The sequence below is a fragment of the Cognatishimia sp. 1_MG-2023 genome (genome assembly GCF_030548175.1).
Taxonomy (GTDB): domain Bacteria; phylum Pseudomonadota; class Alphaproteobacteria; order Rhodobacterales; family Rhodobacteraceae; genus Cognatishimia.
On the sequence record NZ_JAUORX010000002.1, the window covers coordinates 224,325 to 244,024 of the forward strand.

Sequence of the window (19,700 nt, forward strand, 5' to 3'; positions counted from 1 at the left end):
AGAGGAATGTGAATGCAAGTGAAAGCTCGAATTTCAGCGGTCTTTTGCAAATCTTGTTCGGCCGTTTCGTCCAATGGGTTTTCTATTTGCCTACTTCTTTGACGTAAAGGGGCGCGAACCTAAGACATATCGTCCCGAATTTACTTAACGTGGCGTTTCGGGGCTATTTTTCGTCGGGTTCTAATTGACGTTTTAGGCACGGAACGGCTAGCTACGCGCAAGAATATTTCCCGTCAGCCACCCGGAGGAAGGAAGCCAGATGGCCCAGATAGAACGCGAAGCTATGGAATACGATGTCGTAATCGTTGGCGCAGGCCCCGCAGGCTTGTCTGCAGCAATTCGACTCAAGCAATTGGATGCGGATCTAGAAGTTGTGGTCCTTGAAAAAGGCTCTGAAGTTGGCGCGCATATTTTGTCCGGTGCTGTCCTGGATCCATGTGGCCTTGATCAATTGATCCCCGATTGGAAAGAAAAAGGCGCACCACTGAATGTGCCGGTAAAAGAAGACAACTTTTACGCACTGGGTGAGGCGGGCCAAATCCGTATCCCTAACTTTCCAATGCCACCATTGATGAATAACCACGGAAACTACATTGTTTCTATGGGCAATGTGTGCCGCTGGATGGCTGAACAAGCCGAAGAACTAGGCGTGGAAGTATTTCCGGGCATGGCGTGTTCAGAGCTAATTTACGGCGAGAACGGCGAAGTCAAAGGGGTTGTAGCTGGCGAATTCGGCAAGAACTCAGATGGGACTGCTGGTCCAAGCTATGAACCCGGTATGGAACTGCACGGCAAATACGTCTTCTTGTCAGAAGGTGTGCGTGGCAGCTTGTCCAAAGAGGTTATTGAAAAATACGGATTGTCCGACGACAAAGAGCCGCAAAAATTTGGGCTTGGTATGAAAGAAATCTGGGAAATTGACCCAGCTAAGCACAAAGAAGGTACAGTGACCCACACCATGGGTTGGCCTTTGGGCTCGAATGCTGGCGGCGGTTCCTTCATTTATCACTTGGAAAACAATCAAGTATACGTCGGTTTCGTGGTTCACCTGAACTATAAGAATCCACATCTTTTCCCTTACATGGAATTCCAACGCTTTAAGCACCATCCAATGGTCGCCGACCTGCTCAAAGGTGGTAAGCGCGTGGCCTACGGTGCCCGTGCGATCTCTGAAGGCGGGTATCAGTCGATGCCAAAAATGGTTGCGTCTGGGGTGGCCTTGCTTGGTTGTTCCGTTGGCATGGTAAACGTACCCCGCATTAAGGGTAACCATAACGCAATGCTGTCTGGCATTTCTGCGGCTGAAGCGGCGCATGAAGCCATCAAAGCGGGCCGTTCCGGCGATGAACTGCATGACTACGAAACCGCTGTTCGCACCGGCCCAATCGCGAAAGACCTGAAAAAGGTCCGCAATGTTAAACCGCTTTGGTCCAAATACGGCATGGTCGCGTCACTTGTCTTGGGCGGTGTCGATATGTGGACAAACACATTGTTCGGTATTTCCCTGTTTGGGACAGTCAAGCACGGTAAAACCGATGCCCAAACCACAGAACCTGCGGCGGCTCACAAACCGATCGACTATCCAAAGCCTGACGGCACGCTATCTTTCGACCGGTTGACCAATGTCAGCTTTGCGATGACCAACCACGAGGAAAGTCAGCCATGCCACCTGCAATTGGCTGATCCAATGGTTCCGATCACCGATAACTTGCCAATGTACGCCGAGCCGGCGCAGCGTTATTGCCCTGCAGGCGTATATGAAATCGTAGAAAAAGACGGAAAGCCCGAATTTGTTGTGAACTTCCAAAACTGTGTTCACTGCAAAACGTGCGACATCAAAGACCCTGCACAGAATATCAATTGGGTAACGCCACAGGGTGGCGACGGTCCGAACTACCCAAATATGTAAGAAAATAAGATTACATTAAGAAGCGCCTGCCTTTCGGTGGGCGCTTCTCTCTTTTTTGTGAGCGTGCTTCCGCCTTATGTCACGCGGAAACTCGCGCAAATTTCAATCTTTGATTATGTGAATGTCCCTATAGCTGTGAGTCATCCCCTAAGCACCATTGCCACTCTGGAATGGTCCGTTTAGGGTTTTATGTGACGACCCCAGAATAGGAGCCGCCTGTGACCGGAAAATTCCTGCGAGTTTTGGCAATCGCCGCCCTTATGGGCACTGCCGCAATGCCTACTCAGGCTGACACTAGCGCAGGAGCCTATCTGGCCGCGCGCGCCGCCACCGCAACAAGCGATTATGCGACCGCCTCAAAATTCTATACCCAGCTATTAATCCAAGCGCCTTCGGATCCGTTCCTTTTGGAAAACTTGGTCCTCGCCAATCTTGCTCTTGGCAACATGGAGAAAACCATCCCAGTTGCGCGCAAATTGGATAGCCAAAGTGTGAACAGCCAAATCGGCAATATGGCGTTGGTCGCGGACCTGATCGACAAAAAAGATTACAAAGCGCTCGAAGTGCGCATTTCCAAAGAAAAAGGCATCGGCCCTTTGCTGGATGGCCTTTTGTTGGCCTGGGCGAAATTGGGGCAGGGCGAGATGTCTGAAGCGCTCAAGCAGTTTGATAAAGTTGCTGATGAGCGTGGGTTGACAGGATTTGCTCTATACCACAAAGCACTGGCGATGGCCTCGGTTGGTGATTTTGAAGGGGCAGAAGATATTTTTAGCGGTGCTACCGCAAGCTCCGTTCAGATGACCCGCCGTGGCGCCATGGCGCATATCGAAATTCTAAGCCAGCTTGAGCGCAATGAAAACGCAATCACCGTGATGGATGCCTTGTTTGGCTCTGCGCTTGATCCGCAGCTCCGCGCCATGCGGGAGGAATTGGTTGCAGGCAATACGTTGCCGTTCACCCATGTCAGCAGCCCGCGCGAAGGTATGGCCGAAGTGTTCTACAGCCTCGGCAGCGCGCTTCAAAACGAAGCCGCACCAGATTACACGCTGCTTTACACGCGAACCGCAGAATTTCTGCGCCCTGATCACATTGATGCGCTCCTATTGTCTGCAGAACTCCTTGAAGAGGTTGAACAATTCGATCTTGCGACGGACGCTTATAAATCCGTACCAGCAGGTCACACATCATTCCACGCGGCCGAACTTGGCCGCGCAGAAGCGCTCCGCCGAGATGGTAAAGTAGAGGCCGCGATCGAGGTCCTTGAACAACTTTCCAGAACGCATGGCGAACTCCCAATTGTGCATACGTCATTGGGTGACATCCTGCGTCAGCAACAAGATTTCAATGGTGCAGTCCGTGCATACGACACTGCGCTTGGAATGTCAGACTCCCCTATTCAGAGCCAATGGTTCTCTTTCTATGCGCGTGGCATTAGCCATGAACGCCTGGGGGATTGGCCGAACGCAGAGGCCGACTTCCGCATGGCGCTTGAGTTGAATCCAGGCCAACCACAGGTCCTGAACTACCTCGGTTATTCGATGGTAGAAAACAATATCAACCTTGATGAGGCGCTCGAGATGATCGAAGACGCCGTCGCCGCGCGCCCTGACAGCGGCTTTATTGTGGATAGCCTTGGGTGGGTCCTTTACCGATTGGGCCGCTTTGAAGAGGCTGTGGGCCACATGGAACGTGCCACTGAACTGATGCCTGTTGATCCGGTTGTGAATGACCATTTGGGCGATGTGTACTGGTCTGTGGGTCGCAAGACCGAAGCACAATTCCAGTGGATGCGTGCGCTCTCATTCATCGACGATTCGACTGCTGCAGACGCAAAGCCAGATCGCATTCGCGCGAAACTGTCCCAAGGTTTGGATGCGGTTCTGGCTGAAGAAGGCGAAAAAACATTGCAGGTGGCGAATGACGGCTAAGGTTACGGCCTTCGCTCCTGCAAAGCTCAATCTAACACTGCATGTCACTGGCCGTCGCTCAGATGGGTATCATGTTTTGGATTCGCTTGTGGTATTTGCAGATGTCGGCGACCAAATCACGGCTGAAAGCGATTCAAATCTCTCGTTAGACGTATCCGGCCCAATGGCGCTGGGTGTGCCATCAGACGCAAGCAACCTCATGCTAAAGGCCGCGGCTTTGATGCCTCCGGGGCAGGGCGCAGCGTTATCGCTGACCAAGAACCTTCCTGCAGCCTCTGGTATCGGGGGCGGTTCATCAGATGCGGCTGCGACGCTACGTGCCTTATCACAACTTTGGAATGTGGCCCTGCCAACTCCTGAAAAGTTGCTCAAACTAGGCGCAGACCTTCCCGTTTGCATGACGCCCTTGCCGCAACGAATGTCTGGCATCGGTGAAAAGCTATCTTTGGTTCCAAATGTGCCAGAATTGAACATCCTTTTGGTGAACCCTAAAATCGAAGTGCCAACTCCTGCAGTCTTCAAAGCTATGACAAATCGCGATAACCCTGGGATGACTCGGGCCCTGCCTGCTTGGAGCTCTCAAAGTGATTTCGTGCATTGGCTTGGCTATCAGCGCAACGATATGCAAGCGGCCGCCTGTGCGCTTGCGCCAGAAATTTCGAACTGTTTGACTGCCTTGGAAGCCGTAGAAGGCTGCCAATTGGCGCGTATGTCTGGTTCAGGGGCAACATGTATTGGGGTCTTTGTAACCGCCAATGCCGCGAAAGTAGCAGAACAAGTACTCAAGTCTATCTATCCGAATTGGTGGGTGACGGCTGCCAAAACCACTGCGTCCTGATATTCACCTTTTCCAAGGTACTCTGGGGTGAACCTCAAAACAGAGTTTTGAGGAAAGGGGCAACGCCCCTAACCTTTAGCTTACGCGCGCGACCACATAGTCGGCGAGATCAATCAACAGACCTTTGATCTCGTGATCGGGTAGGGTGTTCATCGCGTCTTTGGCCTTCGCAGCCCAAACCAATGCATCCTGCCGCGTTTCTTCAAGCGTTCCGTGTTTGGCCAATAGCGCGAGCGCATGTTCCAAATCACCATCGACTTGCTTGCCCTTTTCAATGGTCCGCTCCCAAAAGGCGCGTTCCTCGGCATCTGCCTTGGCAATAGCTTTGATCACAGGAAGCGTCAGCTTGCGCTCACGGAAATCATCACCGACATTCTTACCGGTCGCCTTTGCATCGCCTTGATAGTCCAGCAAGTCATCAACAATCTGAAAGGCAATTCCCAATGCATCACCGTAGTCATACAGCGCCTTAACAAGCGTTTCATCTGCCGATGCAATAACACCACCAACTTCGGTAGCTGCAGAAAACAAAGCCGCAGTTTTGCCGCGTACAATTTGCAGGTAAACGCTTTCGTCAGTCCGCAAATCTGTCGCCGCAGTCAGCTGCAAAACTTCACCTTCGGCAATCGTTGCAGAGGCATTCGCGAGAATATCCAGAACGCGCAGGCTTCCAGTCTCAACCATCAACTGGAACGAGCGTGAAAATAGATAGTCCCCAACCAGAACAGAACTTTGGTTGTCCCACAACAGGTTAGCTGTTGGGCGTCCACGACGCTGTTCGCTTTCGTCCACCACATCATCATGCAACAAAGTCGCTGTGTGAATGAACTCAACAGTTGCTGCCAGATGCAGGTGATACGGCCCGTCATATCCACACATTTTAGCCGCAGCTAGGGTCAGCATTGGACGTAAACGCTTACCTCCAGCACCCACCAAATGCGCCGTAACTTCAGGGATGCGCGGCGCGTGTTTGCTCGCCATCCGATCCGTGATCAGGTCGTTTACGGCTTGCATTTCGCTTGCCAACAAAGCGCTTAGCGCTTCATGCGGTTTTGTTGCTGCGTGGTCCAGACCCATCACACTCCCGTCACAAGGCTCGACAATTGCCGCTCCTTGCCTTTACATCCCCAGATATGAAAGAACTTTTGCGCACCACAGATCCGACAATCATTGCCTTCGCGATGGCTCTCCTTCAAGGAGAGGGTATAGACTGCTTTGAAATGGACGTAAATATGAGCGTTCTCGAAGGTGGTATTGGAATTTTCCCGCGCCGCATTCTTGTGCATGAAGATCGCTTGATCCAAGCGGAACGTGTGATGAAAGACAACGAGATACCTCTGGGACGGACGTGACCGAAAATACCACTGTAAATGAGTATCTTAGCGGCCGCGTTCTGATCCGACAGCCCGCTGTTGGCTACCGTGCAGGCGTCGATCCTGTACTCCTAGCGGCCTCTGTTCCCGCGGTTGCAGGACAAACCGTGCTTGAGCTCGGGACCGGTGTGGGGACTGCGGCACTCTGCCTCGGCGCTCGAGTGCCGGGTTTGCAAATGACCGGGATTGAATTGCAGTCCGAATATGCGATTTTGGCACAGGAAAACGGCCTGCGAAATAACATGGAATTCGAGGTGCTAACCCAAGACCTCGCCAATCTTTCGCCGGACATCAAGCAGCGTCGATTTGATCATGTGATAGCCAACCCTCCTTATTTTGATCGCTCTGCGGGCTATTCAGCTGTCGATAACGGGCGTGAAATCGCAATGGGTGAAGATACGCCATTGAGCACGTGGATCAATGTCGCGTCAAAACGCGTGGCCCCCAAAGGTTTTGTGACCTTCATTCACCGTGCCGAACGCCTCCAAGAGCTTCTCAAGCAATTGCCATCCTTCTTAGGGTCAATTCAGGTGCAACCCTTGCAACCTCGCCCTGGGCGGGATTCGCATTTATTGATTCTGCGCGCCCGCCATTCTGGTCGCACGCCACTCCGGCTGCACGCGCCAATTCAGATGCATGAGGGGCTGATCCACACTGACGATGCAGATGATTACACTCCGGCGATTAGGTCCGTTCTACGCAATGGCGATTCACTGCCGATGCCCTAATTTGTGGCCAACTGCGGCAACAAGACTTTAAGTCTCAGATTTTTAGGCAAAAAGTGGCTAGCTTTAGCGAGAAACTCACCAATTAAAGCGATTTGGCAGTATATTTCTCTCCTCCATGTTGCACCCGCAGCGTGACAGGCGCACGATTTTGTGATGGACTAATTCTGTTTTGGAAACCTGATAGAGAGGAGGACTGCCATGAGCGTGAGCTCACATTTGGAAGAACTTAAACGGAAACATGAGACCCTCTCAAAACAAGTCGAAGAAGAACAGCGATCGCCAGCTTCAGACGACACTTCAATCGTTGAATTGAAAAAGCAAAAACTCAAAATCAAGGAACAGATTGTCCGACTATCGGCTTAAGCAGATACAGGATTGATCATTCAACCCCGTTTCTTCCCTAAGAGGCGGGGTTCATTTATGCGATCCTACGTTTGCAGCTACAGCGTTGATACCGGTACAATTTCAAACTCGTCAGAGAAATGCGCCGTTTTTTCGATCTCAGCGATGAACCAGTCTCTAAGAGCGGCAATTGCAGGGGTTGTCTCTGCGCCTTTGCGGCATAAGAAATAAAACCGTGCATTCATCTCTAAGGCCAGCTTAAATGGCATAACAAGCCGCCCCTCCATAACATCTTTCATAATGATCGGCCGACGACCTAGGGCGACGCCAACACCTGCCACAGCCGCATCAATTGCGTGATCCGCATTGGAAAAATGAGCACCTCGTTTTCCTTCTGGATAAGGAATGCGTGCGGCGCGGAACCATGCGGGCCAGTCGCATGCATCTTCAAGGAAATCCAACGAATCGTCATACAGCAGCGGGGCGTCTATCAGGCTTTCTGGTGTCGAATATACCTCGGCCAGTTTCGGGGTCATGACGGGTGTTAGCCAATCGTTACGTACCGGCACAGAATATAGACTTTTAAACTCTTCTTGAGCAAACCGGATCGCAACGTCAACGTCGTCACGGTCAAAATCAAGCCGTCGAAGCGTAGCTGAAAAGCGTAGCTCGATGTCCGGATGTGCACGTGCGAAATCGAATATTCGCGGGGCCAACCATTTGGCGGTTAGGGCGGGGCCGGCCGAAATTGTAAGCGTGTTTTTAGACAGTGTATTGCGCGCACTTCGCCACGCAGCAGTAAGTGCGTTAAAGCCTTCGCTCGCGCCGGGGGCCAAGGCTTTGCCTGCTGTAGTCAATTCGACAGCTCGGTTTAATCGAACGAACAGCGGATGCCCCAAGTGGTCTTCAAGCGACTTTATCTGAAACGATAGTGCCGCCGGTGTCACATTCAATTCACTTGCGGCTTTCGCAAATGACAAATGGCGGGCGGCAGCCTCAAAGGCGCGTAGCGCTGTGAGTGGGGGCAATCTATCGGTCACTTCACTTAAGTAAAACTAAATTGACGCGGTGAAAAGTCTCGTTTGTGGCTTTTTTGTAAATGCTCATAATGGATACAGTTCAATAATACTTACGTTAGGAGGCCGTCATGTTGGAAATCGCGGTAACCGCTCAAATAGCCGAAGCAAACAAATGTGCACACCTTGAGCGCTCTAAAGCGTTCTGTTCCATATTCCGCCGCCTGCGCCGAGTATTTTCCGTTCCGCTGAGCCGAACGCCGGCTCTTACGGGGCTGTCCCGCTGAACCTTGGTTCTTACGAGACAAAAAAAGGGCCGGTCAAAAGACCGGCCCTTTTGAAGAACTTTAGGCGTTTGTTTAGACGACGAATTGCGCGCCGTTTGCCGAAATGGTTGACCCATTGATAAAGCCAGAGTCGTCTGACGCAAGGAAGACAACGCAGCGCGCGATTTCTTCTGGCTCACCCAAGCGACCAGCAGGAATCTGTGGGATGATTTTTTCGTTCAGGACGGTCTCAGGGATCGCGCGGACCATTTCCGTGCCGATGTAACCAGGGCAGATCGCATTCGCAGTAATGCCAGCGCGCGCGCCTTCTTGCGCTAGGGACTTGATGATACCCAGATCACCAGCCTTCGTCGCGGCATAATTCACCTGACCGAATTGACCTTTTTGACCATTGATAGAAGAGATCACGATCACGCGGCCAAACTTACGCTCACGCATACCTGGCCAGATTGGGTGAACGGTGTTGAACACGCCTGTCAGGTTGGTGCCAACAACTTCGTTCCACTGTTCCGGAGACATCTTGTGGAATGGCGCGTCACGAGTGATGCCCGCGTTTGCGACAACCACATCAATTGGGCCCAAGTCAGCTTCGACTTGTGCGATGCCAGCCTTAGAGGCGTCGTAGTCCGCTACGTTCCATTTATAGGTTTTGATACCTGTGGCTTCTGTGAAGGCGGCCGCTTTTTCATCGTTGCCCGCGTATGTCGCTGCAACCTCATATCCTTCGGCTTTCAAAGCCTTGGAAATCGCTTCGCCGATGCCGCGGGATCCGCCGGTGACGAGTGCTACTTTGGCCATGGTATTCCTCCAATATGGCTTATTCTTCAGGAAATTATATTACAAACAGTTGTTTCGATGTGCAATTAAGTTGCGCAATGATAAATTGACGCATACTGCTATCTCACTCAATCTAAAGGGTAATTTCAACAAAATAGTTACAAAAAAGGGCACCCAAATTTGGATGCCCTTTTCTTAGTCGTAAATGGGGTAAAGAATCAGGGGCGTTCAACGCACAGAGCAACACCCATGCCGCCACCAATGCATAAAGTAGCAATGCCTTTTTTGGCGTCGCGTCGCTGCATTTCGAACAACAGTGTATTTAGAACGCGGCAACCGGAAGCACCAATTGGGTGGCCAATCGCGATTGCGCCGCCGTTGACGTTCACGATTGCTGGATCCCAGCCCATTTCTTTGTTTACGGCGCAGGCCTGAGCGGCGAACGCTTCGTTGGCTTCAACCAAGTCCAGATCGTCAACAGTCCAGCCAGCTTTGTCCAAAGCTTTACGAGACGCGTGGATTGGGCCAACACCCATGATGGATGGGTCCAGGCCAGCGGTTGCATAAGAAGCGATGCGGGCCAATGGCTTGATGCCGCGCTTTTCAGCCTCTTCTTCTGACATCAACAGAACAGCGGCCGCGCCGTCGTTCAAACCAGAAGCATTCGCCGCAGTGACAGAGCCGCCATCGCGCACGAACGCTGGGCGAAGCTTCTGCATGTTCTCGATAGTAGCGCCGTGGCGGATGTATTCATCCTTGTTTACCACAGTTTCGCCTTTACGAGTCTTAACAACGAAATCAATGACTTCTTCGTCAAATTTTCCAGACTTTTGAGCGTCTTCAGCTTTCAGCTGAGACGCCAGCGCAAATTCGTCCTGCATTTCGCGGGAGATGTCGAATTCATTTGCGACGTTTTCAGCAGTCTGACCCATGTGATAGTTATTGAATGCGTCCCAAAGGCCATCTTTGATCATGGAGTCGACATACTTCATGTCGCCCATTTTTTGACCGGCACGTAGGTGGGCAACATGTGGCGAAAGGGTCATGTTTTCTTGACCACCTGCGACGACGATGGATGCATCACCCAGCATAATGTGCTGCGCACCCAGTGCGACGGCGCGTAATCCAGAACCACAAACTTGGTTAATGCTCCACGCTGCGCTTTCTTTTGGCAGGCCCGCGTTGATATGCGCTTGACGGGCAGGGTTTTGGCCCTGACCAGCTGTCAAAACCTGGCCCAAAATTGTTTCAGAGACGTCAGACTTTTCAATGCCTGCACGCTCTACGACGGCTTCAATTACAGCTGCGCCCAGATCATGTGCAGGTGTGTTAGCGAAAGAGCCACCAAAGCTACCTACTGCAGTCCGTGCAGCGGAGGCGATAACTACGTTTGTCATACTTTTGTTCCTCTAAGATACGGAAAAGGCACCCCTAAGAAAGATGCCCATCGATCCCCTTCCACGGGCTTCATTAGCGGATTTGCCGCAGTGCGGCAATTAAAACATGCCAATACCCGTAAGAAAGTTTCAATTCAGGCGGCCTTTTTGGAACTTTTATTCTTTGCCCACGGGGGATTAACCGTCGGGGCACCAAACGCAAAACCTTGCAGGCAGTCAAAACCTAGCCGCGCTAATGTATTCGCATCTTCAACACTCTCAACTCGGGTTGCAACTGTGAATATGTCGAATTGCCGCGCAATACTCGCCATAGCGCCGGCTAAAACTTGGTTCTCACGATCTCCGTTAATGTTTTTTGTAAATTGGCCATCTACCTTAAGAATATCAAAGAAAAATTCCTTAAAGTACCTAAAGGATGTTAAATCCGAGGCATAGTCGTCCAAAGCAAATGCGATCCCTTTCGCTTGTAGCTCATCCATGAAATCCATCACCAATTCAGGCACTTGCATGGCGGATGGTTCCGAAATCTCTAGGATCAGACGTTCTGCAACTTCTGGCTGTCGCTTGACCGCGCCTTCAAGGGTTCTCATCCAACGCCGATACCCGATAGAACGCGCAGACATGTTAATCGAAAGGCGTAATTTGGGATTGCTCGCCAAAGTTTTCAAACCCAATTCTAGGGCAAGACAATCTAATTGGCGCCCAGCCTCGGTATCAGCGACGACAGCCATGAAGTCTTTTGCGGGAATCACACGCCCGGTTTCATCCAAAACGCGGATCAACCCTTCATAAAATGCGGGCACATTGGGGTCGCTTGCCTTAACGATAGGTTGAAAAGCCAGCATTACCTCTTTGTGGGTAATCGCCTCTTTCACCATGTCCACAGTTGCGACGTCACGCGTTTTAACTGCGTAGTCCAGCGGATTGCCCCGTGTATTCTGTCCTTTGTTGCGGCGGCCCATGTCATCCATCCCCTATGTGTTAGGGGATTGAACGGCATAGCTATGAACAAGCCGTTAAACTCTTAATTTGAAGAGAATTACCCGAATAATCAGGAAGCGCTGTCTTCAATTAATGTTCGTAAAACAGCTTTCGCGTTGTCGCTGCTCCAATCAGCATCGCCACGCAGTCTAGCTATCTCTTGCCCCTCAGGGTTCAAAATCACAGTGATCGGTAGGCCCAAGACCTTCATATCGCGGGCAATTTTCTGCTTTGGGTCTTGGTGACGCGGTAGGTTCTCTACGTTGATCTCCGCAAAGAACTTCTTAATTGCAGGCGGCATGTTCCGTCCAGTGGCCAGGGTCACCACCTCAAACTGGTCACCTCCAAGTTCAGTTTGCAACTCAGACAGCATCGGCATTTCGTGCCGACAAGGTGCGCACCATGTGGCCCAAAAGTTCAAAAGCACATATTTGCCTTGGTAATCACTTAGGAACCCGTCGCCACCATCTTCGTGGACAAAAGCTGCATCGCTGGCTTCCATCGGTTCAGAATGAAATACCAATTTCTTCATATCGCCCTCGCGCAATGCCTCTGCAGATTGCAGATCAGCAGACGCAATATTTGCGCTAAAGGCCAAGGCCATATAAAGCACGCTCAAACGTAACAGACGCATAGTTCCTCCGAAGGGCACGACATGACAGATAATTCCTCAAACCAGATGTGGGGCGGCCGCTTTGCCGCCGGACCGGACGCGATCATGGAAGCAATCAATGCTTCGATCGGGTTTGATCGACGGATGGCAGCACAGGATATCACTGGCTCTCGGGCCCACGCAGCCATGTTGGCCAAGGCAGGCATCATTACGGATAAGGATGCCGAAGCGATTAGGGAAGGCCTCCTCACGGTCTTGTCAGAAATCGAGGGCGGAACGTTCAACTATTCGGCAGCACTCGAAGACATCCACATGAACGTCGAAGCACGCCTAAAAGAGATCATCGGCGAGCCAGCGGGCCGTTTGCACACAGGTCGCTCCCGGAACGACCAAGTGGCCACAGACTTTAAGTTGTGGGTACGTGATCAAATGGACGCTGCAATCTCTGGCATCGAAGCTTTGATGAAGGCGCTGATCGCGCAGGCAGAAGCAGGTGCAGATTGGGTTATGCCGGGTTTTACGCACCTTCAGGTCGCGCAACCCGTCACATGGGGCCATCACATGATGGCCTATGTGGAAATGCTCGCACGGGATAGGTCTCGTTTTGTCGATGCGCGCAAGCGGATGAACGAATCGCCACTGGGTGCTGCTGCCCTTGCTGGCACATCCTTTCCAATTGATCGCCACATGACAGCCGAAGCGCTGGGCTTTGATCGCCCATCTGCAAACTCTTTGGATGCTGTGTCTGACCGTGACTTCGCTTTGGATTTCCTAGGGGCAGCATCCATCTGTGCGATCCACCTCAGCCGCCTGTCCGAAGAACTGGTAATCTGGTCGTCTGCACAATTCCGCTTTGTCACTCTGTCTGACCGCTTTTCAACCGGCAGCTCGATCATGCCGCAAAAGAAAAACCCGGATGCAGCAGAATTGATTCGCGCCAAAATCGGCCGGATTTACGGGGCGAACACCGCGTTGACCATTGTCATGAAGGGCCTTCCGTTGGCTTATTCCAAAGACATGCAAGAAGACAAAGAGCAGACCTTTGATGCCGCCGATAGCCTGATGCTGGCGCTTGCAGCTATGGAAGGCATGGTCAAAGACATGACCGGCAACCGTGAAAGCCTCGAAGCGGCGGCAGGGACAGGCTTCTCCACCGCAACAGACCTCGCTGATTGGTTGGTGCGTGCCCTGAATATGCCGTTCCGTGATGCACATCACGTCACTGGCTCACTTGTCGCAATGGCGGAATCCCGCGGCTGTGATTTGCCCGACCTGACGCTTGAGGATATGAAATCGGTACATGAGCACATTACCAAAGACGTCTTTGGCGTCCTTGGCGTGCACAATTCCGTGGCCTCGCGCACGTCTTACGGTGGTACTGCCCCCGAACAAGTTCGCGCACAGGTCGCCCGCTGGAAGGACCTATTGGGATGAAAGTAGTCGCCGCATTATTGGCGTTGGTACTGGTTGCAAGCTGCGGCGCGGATGGCGCGCCGCTCCGCCCCAGTGCAAACCTTGGCATCAATATCGGCCCGAATGGGATTAGCCCATCCGCCAGCGTTGGTGCCAGTAAGGGGCCAGTGAAGGTAAGCGTCGGCCTTTGATCCGCTTGCCGCTCTGTTAGAGTAGGTATTTGGATCAAGAAAAGCTTGTATGATTGCGCTACAGCCAATCTGTGCCTAAAGAGGCGCGGTAGGATTGGCTGGAGTGACACAACATGGATCATTTTCTTTATCGTGACGGCGCGTTGTTCGCCGAGGACGTGCCAGTGGCAGAAATCGCCGCGCAAGTGGGCACACCATTCTATTGCTATTCCACCGCGACCTTCGAACGCCACTTTCGCCTTTTTGACGAGGCGCTAGAAGGCACCGATCATTTGGTCTGCTACGCGATGAAAGCGGCCAGCAACCAAGCCATTTTAAAAACACTCGCCGCACTTGGTGCTGGTATGGATGTGGTTTCAGGCGGCGAATATGCGCGTGCCAAAGCCGCAGGCGTTCCGGGTGACCGGATTGTATTCTCGGGTGTTGGCAAAACACGCGAAGAAATTCACACAGCCCTCACCGGCGGCATCCGTCAATTTAACGTCGAATCAGAGCCAGAAATGGAAGTGATCAACGCGGTGGCGTTGGAGCTTGGCGTTAAAGCTCCAATCACCGTACGCGTGAATCCAGATGTCGACGCAAAGACCCACGCAAAAATTGCGACAGGCAAATCCGAAAACAAATTTGGCATCCCAATCAGCCGTGCGCGCGAAGTCTACGCCCACGCCGCTAGCCTGCCGGGTCTGGAAGTCATTGGTATCGACGTTCACATCGGTAGCCAATTGACGCAACTTGAGCCATTCAGGCTGGCCTATCAAAAGGTCGCGGAACTCACGGAAACCCTACGTGCCGACGGCCACGACATTCGTCGCCTTGATCTGGGTGGCGGGCTTGGCATTCCTTACGAACGCTCTAACGACGCGCCGCCACTGCCTGTGGAATACGGCGCGATGGTCAAAGAAACACTGGGCCATCTGAACTGCGAGATCGAGATTGAGCCGGGTCGCCTTATTGCGGGCAACGCGGGCATCATGGTCAGCAAAGTCATCTACGTGAAAGAAGGCGAAGACCGCCAATTCATGATCATTGATGGCGCGATGAACGATTTGATCCGTCCAGCCATGTACGAAGCACATCACGATATTATTCCAGTGGTCGAAGCCACACCGGGCGAAGAGCCAACGACCTATGACATCGTTGGCCCCGTATGCGAATCTGGTGATACCTTCGCCAAAGGCCGCACCATGGCCGAGGTGAAACCAGACGATCTCGTCGCCTTCCGCTCCGCCGGAGCTTATGGCGCGGTGATGGCCAGCGAATACAATACGCGCCCTTTGATCCCAGAGGTTCTGGTCCATGGTGATCAATTTGCGGTTATTCGCCGACGTCCGACCTTTGAAGAAGTGATAAATCGCGATACCATTCCCGAGTGGCTCTAGGGCAATTCCGCCCATAGCCATCGGAATGGGAGCACCGTGGCACCAACAGGTCCCGCAAAAACCGTTCTAAATAAGCTCGCTTGGGTTCTGACGCTCACCCGTCTGGGCCTGTTGGCCGAGCGCGTGATTCGTGCATTCTGGCCTCTTTGGTCTGTGATCTTTGTTGTGGTTGCGGCCCTCATGTTGGGCTTGCAGGATAGCTTATCTGTCGAAGCGGTGTGGATTTTGGGTCTCGCGGCGCTGGTCTCCACCGTGTGGTTTCTTGTCCGTGGCACGCAAAAGCTAAAGCTTCCTAGCCGCCAAGATGCACTCGTTCGACTAGACGAGACTTTACCCGGACGACCCGTTCAGACGCTTTTGGATCAACCCGCAATGGGGCAGGGCGATCCAAATACGCAGGTCATTTGGGCCGCCCATCAGGCGCGTATGGCCGCCAAGGCCAGCGCCGCACGCGCGCCCAAGCCCGATTTGCAAGTATCTCGCCTCGATCCCTTTGGATTGCGCTTTGTCGCACTATTAGCGTTATGCGTCGCGCTACTATTCGGCAGCATTGGCCGCATTAGCAGTGTCACAGCCATGACCCCAAGCAATGCGCCCACCATAGCAGCAGCCTCTTGGGAGGGATGGATAGAACCGCCCGCATATACGGGCCTGCCGACGCTATACCTTAACGACCAACCAGAAGGCCCGCTAAACCTACCTGTAAACAGCCAGGTCATTCTGCGTCTCTATGGCGAAATCGGCGCGCTGACCGTTCAAGAGACTGTCTCCGCCCGCATTGGCGAATTGCCAAGCGTCTCTGAAGCGGCGCAAGACTTTGTCCTTCGTCAGGACGGTGCGCTGACCATTGCCGGTGACAATGGCCGCAGTTGGGCCATTACTTTGCGCCCCGATACTGCGCCTGAAATCCTCAATGTCGGGGAGGCGACCGCCAGTGGACGTGGCGAAATGAGCCTGCCGTTTACTGCCCAAGACGACTACGAAGTGGTCGCCGGCACAGCGACGATGGCGCTCGATATGGCTCAGGTTAATCGGCAGCACGGCCTAACTGTTGATCCTGAACCCATTCCAGATGTCGACATGCAATTGCCGCTGCCAATCTCTGGCAAACGCGATCAGTTCGAAGAAACCCTGATCGAAGATTTCTCAGAACATGTGCTAGCGCATCTACCCGTCACCATCACTTTGCAGGCCGAAGATGCAGCAGGTCAGAAAAGCCAGCCACATGTGGTTAATCTAGTACTACCTGCACGCCGGTTCTTTGACCCATTGGCCAATGCTTTGGTTGAGCAAAGGCGCGACCTTCTCTGGTCCCGTAAAAACGCGCCCAGAGTTGCACAGCTTTTGCGTGCCATCTCTCATCGCCCAGAAGAGGGTATTTTCCGCAAAGATGCCGACTATCTGCGTCTACGCCTGATCCTAAAAGACCTTGAACGATACAGCGCCGCAGGACTTACTACAGACCAACGCGACGAAGTTGCGCAAAACCTTTGGGATTTAGCCGTTAAGCTCGAAGAAGGCGATCTTAGCGACGCCATTGCTCGCATGGAACGCGCCCAAGAACGCCTTGCCGAAGCCATGAAAAATGGCGCAAGCGACGAAGAAATCGCACGTCTCATGCAAGAGCTGCGCGAAGCCACCCAAGATTACATGCGCCAACTCGCACAGCAACAACGCGAAAACGGCGACGATTCAGATCGGGACCAGCAGCAAGCACAGAACTCCATCGAAATGACGCAGGACGATCTGCAGCGCATGATGGACCGCATCCAAGAGTTGATGGAACAGGGTCGCATGGCCGAAGCCCAACAAGCGCTCGAAGAATTCCAGCGGATGATGGAGAACATGCAGGTCGCCGAAGGCGGGCAGGGTCAGCAATCTCCCGGCGAGCAAGCGATGAACGAGCTTGGTGAAACCCTTCGCCAGCAACAAGGCCTGTCTGATCAAGCCTTTCGTCAACTCCAAGAGCAATTTAACCCCAACGCACAATCCGGCCAGTCCTCTGAAAACGAGGGGTCCAGCGGCGGACAAGGACGCGGTGAGTCCCACGATGGCACCGGCGGAGAAGGACAAGGCGAGGGTGAAGGTGAAACCGGCGAAGCCGGAGAGGGCCTAGAAGGTGAACTTTCTGACCGTCAGCAAGCCCTTCGCCAGGAACTACAGCGCCAACAACAAAATTTGCCCGGGCAGGGCACACCTGACGGTGATGCCGCGCGCGAGGCCTTAGGTCGCGCAGGGGATGCCATGGATGGCGCAGAAGAAGCGTTGCGCAACGATCAATTGGCAGAAGCGATCGATAAACAATCCGAAGCAATGGAAGCCCTGCGCGAAGGCATCCGCAGCCTTGGCGAGGCCATGGCGCAGAACCAAAACAATCAACAAGGACAGGGCCAAGCCCAAGGTCGCCCTGGATCAGCCCGCGATCCGTTGGGCCGCAATCCTGGATCACAGGGCATTGCTGGTACGGATGAGGGGCTTTTGCAGGGCGAAGATGTCTATCGCCGTGCCCGCGACCTGTTGGATGAAATCCGCCGCCGCTCCGGAGAAACAGCACGCCCCGAGCAAGAACGCAGTTACCTGCGCCGCTTGCTCGACCGTTTCTAACAGGCGTTTGTTTTAACTGTCAGCTGAATCAGAGGCCATGCCATCAAGCCAAAGCATCAGCTTTGTCATCTGCGCATCCAACTTCAGTCGCCCATTATCGACCGCATTCACATAGGCCGCGACATAGCGTTCAGACTGTGGAATGGATTGGCTCACCTGATCAGGCTTTGAATACACATAAATCCCGCCTGCGATGAGCAGGATCGCCAATGCAAACCCGATACGGCTGCCACCGGCGCGACGTTGGCTGACAGTCGGGCGACCATCTGGCTGTTCATCTGCTGGGCGGTCTTCGGTTGATCGCAGGGTCGAGTTAATTTCTTCGATGTCCGGCAGCAACTCCCGCCGAGAATTCGCAGGTACCGGTTCTTGTGGTGCATCCATCTCGTCCGCAGATACGCCACGCATCCGTGCCATGCGCTCGCGTGCCTGCCGTGCGCGTTTGGCCGCATCATCAACAGGTTCGTCCAATCCCAGATCCGTTTGTGTCTCTAGACTGGTTTCTTCTGCCCGACGCGCGGCCTCAAGGGCTGCTTCTTCGCGCAAAACGTCCGCGACAGATGGATCAAGCTCGCGTCGCTGCGGAGCCTCTTCTGCGTCCTCGGGGACTTCAAGCTCGGGCTCGTCGTCGTACTCCGGCTCAGGCGTTTCAGAATGATCTTCTTCTAGCGCTGCACCCAATTCGGATTCAAAATCATCCGCTTTTACTGGTTCAGCCTCAGGCGCTTCTTCGATCTCTTCCTCTTCGACGGGTGCCTGCTGAATGTGGTCAGGGCGCGCTCGGCGCACAGCAGCTTTCACAGCCGCAGCCAGCGCTTCATCCGTCGCATCTGCGGTCATCGTCACCGCATCTGTTTCAACTGGCTCTTCGATAGCTTTTTCTTCATCCGCTTCAAACGCAGATGCGTCGTCAACTTCCGGTGTCCATTCCGCATCCGGTGCGGGGACATCTAGGTTTGCTTCGGCGTCTGCATCGAAATCTCGATGGGCCTGAAACCATGTCGAACTACAATTAGAGCACTGAACATCCCGCCCTTCAGGCGGAATCACATCTTCCGGTACCTCATATTGAGCACCGCAATTTGGGCAAGTTAGCCGCATGAACCCCTCAAACCCCCGATAACCCAAGCATTAATTAACAACATATGGTGTAACTGGTGCGCGGGAAAGTGCAAATCTGGTTCGCAACGCATTGCAACCCAAGCGATGCTGCGGCACAACAGTGCAAACCATGATGAGGCCACCCGTGATTGAGCTGGACAACATCGCATATAGCTATGGCGGTGGAGAATTACTGAGCGAAGTTAACCTGTCTATTCAGCCCGGAGATTTTTATTTCCTGACGGGCCCATCAGGCGCGGGTAAGACCACATTTATGAAGCTCTGCTATGGCGAGTTAACACCAACATCAGGGCAAGCCCGTCTGTTCGGCCAAGACGTTCGCTCGATGAGCCGCGATGATCATGCAGTGACCCGTCGTCGTATCGGTGTCGTGCACCAAGATTGCCAATTCTTAGATCACCTGCCACTTGCCGATAATGTCGCCCTGCCATTGGCGGTTTCCGGCCGAGATGACCTTGAAAACGTCTCAAACCTCAAGGAACTATTGGGGTGGGTTGGCTTAAAAGAACGCGCCAAAGCATTGCCGCCTGAACTTTCCGGCGGTGAACGCCAGCGGGCGGCCCTTGCGCGAGCGGTCATTATGTCCCCCGACATCATTTTAGCCGACGAACCTACCGGTAACGTCGATTGGGAAATGTCCCAGCGTCTTTTGCAGCTGTTGTTAGAGCTGAACCGCATGGGCAAAACCGTGATGATCGCAACCCATGACATGAACCTGATCCGTGCCGCGAAATCCAAGGTGCAGGCGCGTGTTCTGCGTATCGCAAACCGACATGTGCAATTGGCAGGAGCGGACCTGTGA

The 19,700-nt window shown here is 53.2% G+C and carries 18 protein-coding genes; 11 read left to right on the forward strand and 7 right to left on the reverse strand.

Translation table 11 applies throughout. From position 1 onward, the window contains the following. Positions 1 to 259 precede the first annotated feature (259 nt). The 3 genes from Q4544_RS04100 (at position 260) to Q4544_RS04110 (ending at position 4,675) form a co-directional block, all read left to right on the forward strand. Positions 260 to 1,909, forward strand: a complete 1,650-nt coding sequence (locus Q4544_RS04100; protein WP_303504213.1) for an electron transfer flavoprotein-ubiquinone oxidoreductase — start codon at positions 260 to 262, stop codon at positions 1,907 to 1,909. Positions 1,910 to 2,127: 218 nt separating this feature from the next. Beyond that, positions 2,128 to 3,837 (forward strand): tetratricopeptide repeat protein, encoded by a 1,710-nt coding sequence (locus tag Q4544_RS04105; RefSeq protein WP_368411206.1) that lies wholly within the window; start codon positions 2,128 to 2,130, stop codon positions 3,835 to 3,837. Beyond that, a complete protein-coding gene (locus tag Q4544_RS04110; protein WP_303504214.1) occupies positions 3,827 to 4,675 on the forward strand; it encodes a 4-(cytidine 5'-diphospho)-2-C-methyl-D-erythritol kinase in 849 nt (282 codons plus the stop codon). The genes Q4544_RS04105 and Q4544_RS04110 overlap by 11 nt, the downstream gene beginning before the upstream one ends. 75 nt (positions 4,676 to 4,750) lie before the next feature. On the opposite strand, the gene Q4544_RS04115 is transcribed toward Q4544_RS04110, so the two are convergent. After that, positions 4,751 to 5,752, reverse strand: a complete 1,002-nt coding sequence (locus Q4544_RS04115) for a polyprenyl synthetase family protein (protein WP_303504215.1) — start codon at positions 5,750 to 5,752, stop codon at positions 4,751 to 4,753. 56 nt (positions 5,753 to 5,808) lie between these two features. Between Q4544_RS04115 and Q4544_RS04120 the strand changes: the two genes are divergently transcribed. The 3 genes from Q4544_RS04120 (at position 5,809) to Q4544_RS04130 (ending at position 7,139) form a co-directional block, all read left to right on the forward strand. Then, positions 5,809 to 6,027 (forward strand): DUF2007 domain-containing protein, encoded by a 219-nt coding sequence (locus tag Q4544_RS04120; protein ID WP_303504216.1) that lies wholly within the window; start codon positions 5,809 to 5,811, stop codon positions 6,025 to 6,027. Next, positions 6,024 to 6,776, forward strand: a complete 753-nt coding sequence (locus Q4544_RS04125; protein ID WP_303504217.1) for a tRNA1(Val) (adenine(37)-N6)-methyltransferase — start codon at positions 6,024 to 6,026, stop codon at positions 6,774 to 6,776. The genes Q4544_RS04120 and Q4544_RS04125 overlap by 4 nt, the downstream gene beginning before the upstream one ends. A gap of 198 nt (positions 6,777 to 6,974) precedes the next feature. Then, complete coding sequence (locus Q4544_RS04130) at positions 6,975 to 7,139, forward strand: YdcH family protein (protein WP_303504218.1); 165 nt, start codon at positions 6,975 to 6,977, stop codon at positions 7,137 to 7,139. A gap of 77 nt (positions 7,140 to 7,216) precedes the next feature. On the opposite strand, the gene Q4544_RS04135 is transcribed toward Q4544_RS04130, so the two are convergent. The 5 genes from Q4544_RS04135 to Q4544_RS04155 form a co-directional block, all read right to left on the reverse strand. Next, a complete protein-coding gene (locus Q4544_RS04135) occupies positions 7,217 to 8,158 on the reverse strand; it encodes a transcriptional regulator GcvA (protein ID WP_303504219.1) in 942 nt (313 codons plus the stop codon). 335 nt (positions 8,159 to 8,493) lie between these two features. Next, positions 8,494 to 9,219: an acetoacetyl-CoA reductase gene (gene phbB / locus Q4544_RS04140; RefSeq protein ID WP_303504220.1), complete on the reverse strand. Its 726-nt coding sequence runs from the start codon at positions 9,217 to 9,219 to the stop codon at positions 8,494 to 8,496. A 197-nt stretch (positions 9,220 to 9,416) separates the two neighbouring features. Then, on the reverse strand, positions 9,417 to 10,595 hold the full coding sequence (locus tag Q4544_RS04145; RefSeq protein ID WP_303504221.1) for an acetyl-CoA C-acetyltransferase: 1,179 nt from the start codon (positions 10,593 to 10,595) through the stop codon (positions 9,417 to 9,419). 134 nt (positions 10,596 to 10,729) lie between these two features. Further along, a complete protein-coding gene (locus Q4544_RS04150; RefSeq protein WP_303504222.1) occupies positions 10,730 to 11,557 on the reverse strand; it encodes an EAL domain-containing protein in 828 nt (275 codons plus the stop codon). An 89-nt stretch (positions 11,558 to 11,646) separates the two neighbouring features. Next, positions 11,647 to 12,210: a TlpA disulfide reductase family protein gene (locus Q4544_RS04155; protein ID WP_303504223.1), complete on the reverse strand. Its 564-nt coding sequence runs from the start codon at positions 12,208 to 12,210 to the stop codon at positions 11,647 to 11,649. A gap of 21 nt (positions 12,211 to 12,231) precedes the next feature. On the opposite strand from Q4544_RS04155, the gene argH reads away from it, so the two are divergent. The 4 genes from argH (at position 12,232) to Q4544_RS04175 (ending at position 17,776) form a co-directional block, all read left to right on the forward strand. Next, on the forward strand, positions 12,232 to 13,623 hold the full coding sequence (gene argH / locus Q4544_RS04160) for an argininosuccinate lyase (protein ID WP_303504224.1): 1,392 nt from the start codon (positions 12,232 to 12,234) through the stop codon (positions 13,621 to 13,623). Then, on the forward strand, positions 13,620 to 13,793 hold the full coding sequence (locus Q4544_RS04165) for a hypothetical protein (protein WP_303504225.1): 174 nt from the start codon (positions 13,620 to 13,622) through the stop codon (positions 13,791 to 13,793). Before argH ends, Q4544_RS04165 begins: the two co-directional genes overlap by 4 nt. Positions 13,794 to 13,906: 113 nt before the next feature. Next, on the forward strand, positions 13,907 to 15,172 hold the full coding sequence (gene lysA / locus Q4544_RS04170) for a diaminopimelate decarboxylase (protein ID WP_303504226.1): 1,266 nt from the start codon (positions 13,907 to 13,909) through the stop codon (positions 15,170 to 15,172). Between the two features lie 36 nt (positions 15,173 to 15,208). Next, positions 15,209 to 17,776 (forward strand): TIGR02302 family protein, encoded by a 2,568-nt coding sequence (locus Q4544_RS04175; protein WP_303504227.1) that lies wholly within the window; start codon positions 15,209 to 15,211, stop codon positions 17,774 to 17,776. Between the two features lie 12 nt (positions 17,777 to 17,788). On the opposite strand, the gene Q4544_RS04180 is transcribed toward Q4544_RS04175, so the two are convergent. Then, positions 17,789 to 18,877: a zinc-ribbon domain-containing protein gene (locus Q4544_RS04180; protein ID WP_303504228.1), complete on the reverse strand. Its 1,089-nt coding sequence runs from the start codon at positions 18,875 to 18,877 to the stop codon at positions 17,789 to 17,791. 145 nt (positions 18,878 to 19,022) lie between these two features. Between Q4544_RS04180 and Q4544_RS04185 the strand changes: the two genes are divergently transcribed. Continuing rightward, complete coding sequence (locus Q4544_RS04185; protein ID WP_303504440.1) at positions 19,023 to 19,700, forward strand: cell division ATP-binding protein FtsE; 678 nt, start codon at positions 19,023 to 19,025, stop codon at positions 19,698 to 19,700.